General features: G+C 65.0%; 7 protein-coding genes. 1 reads left to right on the forward strand and 6 read right to left on the reverse strand.

All coding sequences use genetic code 11. The features are described 5' to 3' along the window. Positions 1-169: 169 nt before the first annotated feature. From DBR22_RS22420 to DBR22_RS22445, 6 genes are all read right to left on the reverse strand, one after another. Positions 170-1,033: a pentapeptide repeat-containing protein gene (locus tag DBR22_RS22420; protein ID WP_108600794.1), complete on the reverse strand. Its 864-nt coding sequence runs from the start codon at positions 1,031-1,033 to the stop codon at positions 170-172. 275 nt (positions 1,034-1,308) lie between these two features. Then, positions 1,309-1,911 (reverse strand): SMI1/KNR4 family protein, encoded by a 603-nt coding sequence (locus DBR22_RS22425; protein WP_146187630.1) that lies wholly within the window; start codon positions 1,909-1,911, stop codon positions 1,309-1,311. A gap of 106 nt (positions 1,912-2,017) precedes the next feature. Beyond that, the gene (locus DBR22_RS22430) at positions 2,018-2,170 is read right to left on the reverse strand and encodes an LPXTG cell wall anchor domain-containing protein (protein ID WP_108600796.1); all 153 of its coding nucleotides are present in this window, start codon (positions 2,168-2,170) and stop codon (positions 2,018-2,020) included. 17 nt (positions 2,171-2,187) lie between these two features. Next, entirely contained in the window at positions 2,188-3,321 is a 1,134-nt protein-coding gene (locus tag DBR22_RS22435; protein ID WP_108600797.1) for a cation diffusion facilitator family transporter, read from the reverse strand. After that, positions 3,318-3,692 (reverse strand): ArsR/SmtB family transcription factor, encoded by a 375-nt coding sequence (locus DBR22_RS22440; RefSeq protein WP_108600798.1) that lies wholly within the window; start codon positions 3,690-3,692, stop codon positions 3,318-3,320. The genes DBR22_RS22435 and DBR22_RS22440 overlap by 4 nt, the downstream gene beginning before the upstream one ends. A gap of 12 nt (positions 3,693-3,704) precedes the next feature. Then, positions 3,705-4,388: a PAS and ANTAR domain-containing protein gene (locus DBR22_RS22445; protein ID WP_258229403.1), complete on the reverse strand. Its 684-nt coding sequence runs from the start codon at positions 4,386-4,388 to the stop codon at positions 3,705-3,707. Between the two features lie 302 nt (positions 4,389-4,690). On the opposite strand from DBR22_RS22445, the gene DBR22_RS25055 reads away from it, so the two are divergent. Beyond that, positions 4,691-4,886, forward strand: a 196-nt coding sequence (locus DBR22_RS25055) for a hypothetical protein (protein WP_375135031.1), incomplete at its 3' end; no start/stop codon positions are given.

Consider the following 4,886-nt stretch of genomic DNA (forward strand, 5'->3'; position numbering starts at 1 on the left):
TTCGGACAACCGATCCAAGGTCATGCGCACTGCACGGTCACGGACTTCGGGCGGGAACTGCTTGGGCATAATCACTATCTTTCTCACAGAAGACAGCGGCATCAAACCCGGGACGGTTCAGTACCCGTCGCCCATCCGCCGACGCGCTGGCACTTGAGGCAGCGAGCGCTCATGCCTTGCTCCAGCGCGGGGGCCTTGCAAGATCCGCGGGCAGAAGAGTTCGGCCACTTCCCAATGCGGCATTTAGTTGAGGCTGTGTCAGGTACAAGGCGTTCGATAGATCAGCGCCTTCAAGCCGGGCATCCCGCAAATCCGCTCCGAGCAGATCAGCACCCGCTAAATCACTGCCGCGCAGATCGGCGGCAATGAGATAGGCCCCTCTGAGGTCTGCCCCGCACAACCTGCGGGAGCTGAGATTCTTGCCCATGAGGTCCGCTCCCGGCTTCAGCGCGGATTCCAGATGGTCGTCGCCGGTGGCAAAGTACGAGGCCCGAACCTCTTCGCTGACGTCCATCAGCGTCGACCTCACCTGTGAGTGGAGCCCTGGAATATCGAGCGCAAGTAGTTCCGGCAGTTCGCCCTTGACTGCTTTCTCGATCCTGTTCCTGAGCAGCCCCGCACGGATTGAGGAGTCCGGATCGAAGGTTCGGGTCTGAGCCTCGGCCAAATACCAGAGCATCTCATGAAGCTGGCGGGCGGCCTTGAATGCAGAAAACATCCCGTCCTTGGTCTCGGGGCGATCAAGCCAACTTTCTCCGCCGAAGGGTCCTTGGGACACGTTTTGACCGGCCCCGAAACAGTCAAAGACCGTGCAGCCGCGAAATCCCCGCGGGCGCAGGCTGTCGTGGATGGTGCAGGAGAAATCCGGCGCCAGGTTCTGGCATGGCGAGCCAGCTGGTTTGTCGAGGGCGAAATCTGCGGAACGGGAGAATCCAAAGGCCGTGCAGCAAAGGGCAAAGCAGTTACCGCAGTCAGGGCGCAGGGACGGCCGGTCGAGGGCAGGACCGGCCGGGTCGGCTGATGTTGTGTGCATGTTTTTCTTCCAGTGGTGAGTTCGATGTGGGCCCGGCGGGAAAGGGAACTCCCTCTGGAGTCCCCCACACGGGCGCACTGAATCACCGCTCCCCTAAGGAGCGACGCGGAATCGCTAAAAGCGCTCTGGGTCACAGAAAAAATATAATGTCACTGCCGCCAGATTACTCTGCCAGAGCGTTGCACCAAAAGGACCCGAAGCTGCCAGAGCGTTGCCCCAAAAGGGCCCGGAACTGCCAGAGCGTTGCTCCAAAAGGGCCCGTAAGTGAAAGAGCGTCAGGGCTGGGCGTACTCCCACGTCAGCGACCCGTTGACCACCGAGGGTCTGGAGGAGAACACCGGCCGCCCGGATTCGAGGCTGGACAGTATGTCCTCCAGGAGCGCCTCAACCGAGGGCCAGATCGCAGGGCGCCAGTCGGCGTCGCCCTTGAAATACTCGCCGACACAGCCGTGCTGCCGCCCGCCTCTGAGATCGACGAACAGAAAGTCGCCGGAACCGTCTTCGGCGATGGGCAGGAAGGGCGAGATGAAAAAGGAAGCCCGGGTGCCGGCGTCGTCGGCTTCAGCCTTGGCCGGGTCGTAGGGCTTCTGGGGCTCGGGCAACGGGACGCCGCTGCCGGCCTGGTGGAGCATCCGCAGGTTCCGGTACAGGGGAGAGTTCTGCTCCCGCTCAAACGCGGCATTTGCGGCCTCACCCACCTGCGCCTCGATACCCAGCAGCATCTGCCGCGTTCTCCCGACTTCCTCGAGTGGAAGAGGCCGATACCGCGGGTAGATGTAGCCCGCCGTCGAACGTTCCGCGCCGTCAGCCAGCCGGTAAAGGGTGGACAGTTCTCCGGGCCAGCCGTTGGGCGCTTCCCCTTGCAAGGAGCGGATCAAGGTCCCAGGGGCAGGCGGCCGTATGGCGTTTGCCGTCACCGGTGCGTTGGCTTTCAGCCAGGCAGCGATCCCTGCCCAGCTCTCCTCCACACCCATGACCGCGGGCTCAGGTCCGGGCTTTTCGCTTCAGCCAGCCCCAGACAGCCGTAGCCACCAGGAGCACCAGGCCGATGATTGCGAGCCAGAGCAGGCCCTCAATCACGAAGCCAAGGATCGAGAGAACAAGCCAGATGATCAGCAGAGTGATGATTAGTCCCATGCCGAAAGCCTATTCCATCAGCTGGGAGCCGGCCCGTTCCCGCTCCGCATGACCGGTACGACGGTGACGGAGCCGAGGTTGCGCAGGGTGCCGCGCGCCTTTTCTTCCAGGGAATGCGCGACGGCGGTGAACTCCGCCAGGTGCGTGCCACCGTCGGCCGGGACCGTGATTTCAGCGTGCAGGCGGTGGCCGCTCCACCGCAGCCGGGAGGAACTGCCCGCGGGAGCGTTCTCGGTGACCAGCGCGGCGAGCCGGTCCGAGAGGGCGGGATCGACGCCGTCCAGGAGCCGGCGGCCGACGTCGCGGACGGTGCCCCACAGCAGCACGCCGATCGCCGCTGAGATGAGGAGCCCGACAATCGGGTCCGCGAGCGGGAAACCCAGCCAGATGCCGATGACACCCGCGACGACGGCGAGCGAGGTGAAGCCGTCTGTCCGCGCGTGGATCCCGTCCGCCAGCAGGGCAGCCGAGCCGATCCGGCGGCCCACGCGGATCCGGTAGATGGCCACGAGCTCATTGCCGGCGAAGCCCACCAGGCCGGCGGCCAGCACCCAGCCCAGGTTGTGCACGGGTTGCGGCTCGAAAAAGCGCCGGATGGATTCGACGGCGGCCACCACCGCTGAGAGTGCGATCATGGCCACGATGAACAGGCCCGCCAGATCCTCGGCCTTGCCCAGGCCGTAGGTGAAGGTCCGGGAGGCCGGCCGGCGCCCGAGCACAAACGCGATCCACAGGGGCACTGCGGTGAGGGCGTCGGAGAAGTTGTGGACCGTATCAGCCAGCAGTGCCACGGAGCCGCTGATCAGGACGATGGCAAGCTGGAACAGGGACGTTGCGCCGAGGCCCAGCAACGAGATCTTGACGGCGCGGATGCCCTGGGCGCTGCTTTCGAGGGCATCGTCCACCGAGTCTGCGGAATCGTGGGAATGCGGGACGAAGAGCTGCTGGAGCCAGCCTTTGAAGCCGGTGGCGTGGTGATGGTGGTCATCGTGATGCCCGTGGTCATCGTGGTGCCCGTGGTCATCGTGGCTGTGGTGAGCATGGCTGTGATCCCCGTGGCTGTGGTGCGGATCCTGACCGTGGTGATGGCCGCCGTCGTGCGTTACCGAATGATCGTGCTGGCTCCCGGCGCGGGCCGGCTCGTGGCTCATTTTCCGAGCTCCGGCCGGGCGTGGGACGCCATTCCGTGGCGCGGGGCGTTTCCCAGCGCGTGCTCGGCCTGGTGGATGGCATCGGCCACCAGCTGCCAGGCGTGGCCGTCCTCCAGCCGGTAGAAGACCTTGGTCCCCTCCTGGCGGGTGGACACCATCCGTGCCAGCCGCATCTTAGCCAGGTGCTGGGACACGGCAGGGGCCGATTTCCCGGCGATACCGGCGAGCGCATTGACGGAGAGTTCGCCCTCGCGGAGGGCCAGGATCAGGCGTACCCGGGTGGCATCGGCGAGCATCGCGAAGACTTCGACGGCGAGCTCAACGTACTGGCTGTCGGGACTGAGCCGCGAAGCCTGCGTATCTGCGTTCATACGCAGATAGTGTCACTTCAGGGCAGGCGATTCAAGGTGATGGTGCCGGCGGCCACGATGTTTGGCCTTAGCGGTCCTTTCCCGGGCCTGCATTTCGTGGATGGCCGCATCAAGTTCGGCGGGCCCTTCAGGCAGATCGGCCAGGCGCAGGATCTCGGCCGCCACCGCCGCGAGCTTCACGTTGCGGCGGCTGCTGTGCGTGACGAGCAACTGGAAGGCTTCCTCGGATCCGACCAGCAGCCTGCCCATCAGGATGCCGCGGGCCTGGTCAATGACGCTGCGGGTGGCAGTGGCCGCGGCCACCGCGTCGCGGGCTATCTGGTCCGTCTCCCGCCGCAGAGTGGAGGAGAGGTCCAGCAGGACGCCCTCCAGCGCCGTCACATTGCCGTCCTCGTCCTGGATGGCATCGCCGGAGGTGAGGACATGGCGGATCTGGCCCTTCGCGTCAGTGATCCGGTGGTACATGCAGAAATAACCGCCGGTCTGCAGGACTTTCGCCACGATGTCCTGGCACCGCTGCCTGTCGTCGGGGTGCTTGTGGGAGTACAGGAGCTCCAGTGTGGGCACCACCTCACCGCGCTGGTAGCCATGTATCTGGAACATCGAGTCTGACCAATGCAGGATCTGCGATGGGAACTCCGCGCGGAAAGTGCCTGCCAGGCACGGGCCGTCGCCAAGGGCACTGGAATAGGTCATTGGGCTGTTGAGCCTGGGCATAAGGGCGCCTCCAAACAATATCCGGCCACCGCCATTGGTGACCAGAGTGCAGCAATCCCCCAGTATGGTCATGAACCCGGCCGCATTGGTAGCCAGTGGCCCCTCATTTGCGGATCCTGGCGCGCCGCGAGAGGCTTAAGGTCCTTGACTTATATACCCCCTGGGGGTATGTTCAAAGTGTTGTCAGTGACGTGGTATGTCCCGGCAGGCGCCAAAGCACCAGCCTTCACAGCCGTTCAACCCCAGCACCCATTGATCTTCTCCGAAGGAATGGAACTGACATGCGAGAAACCCAGCACCGCGACGACGCCGGGATCCCGGCTGAGGGGGGCGCCGCCGTCGGGCATGCGGGGCATGCTGCCCATGCGGGGCACCCGGACGGGCACGAAGGGCACGCCGACCACGCCGGGCACGCTGCACACGGAACCGCGGCACCAGCCGTTGCCACCGACATGCACGCCCAGCACGGCGGGCACC

Origin of the sequence: Arthrobacter sp. HMWF013 (assembly GCF_003061105.1) — a bacterium.
Taxonomy (GTDB): Bacteria; Actinomycetota; Actinomycetes; order Actinomycetales; family Micrococcaceae; genus Arthrobacter.

Excerpts from the sequence above, each read along its gene's own strand:
- DBR22_RS22420 (WP_108600794.1), bottom strand. The coding sequence starts at position 1,033 with ATGCACACAACATCAGCCGACCCGGCCGGTCCTGCCCTCGACCGGCCG.
- DBR22_RS22430 (WP_108600796.1), bottom strand. The coding sequence starts at position 2,170 with ATGGGACTAATCATCACTCTGCTGATCATCTGGCTTGTTCTCTCGATC.
- DBR22_RS22440 (WP_108600798.1), bottom strand. The coding sequence starts at position 3,692 with ATGAACGCAGATACGCAGGCTTCGCGGCTCAGTCCCGACAGCCAGTAC.
- DBR22_RS22445 (WP_258229403.1), bottom strand. The coding sequence starts at position 4,388 with ATGACCTATTCCAGTGCCCTTGGCGACGGCCCGTGCCTGGCAGGCACT.
- DBR22_RS22435 (WP_108600797.1), bottom strand. The coding sequence starts at position 3,321 with ATGAGCCACGAGCCGGCCCGCGCCGGGAGCCAGCACGATCATTCGGTA.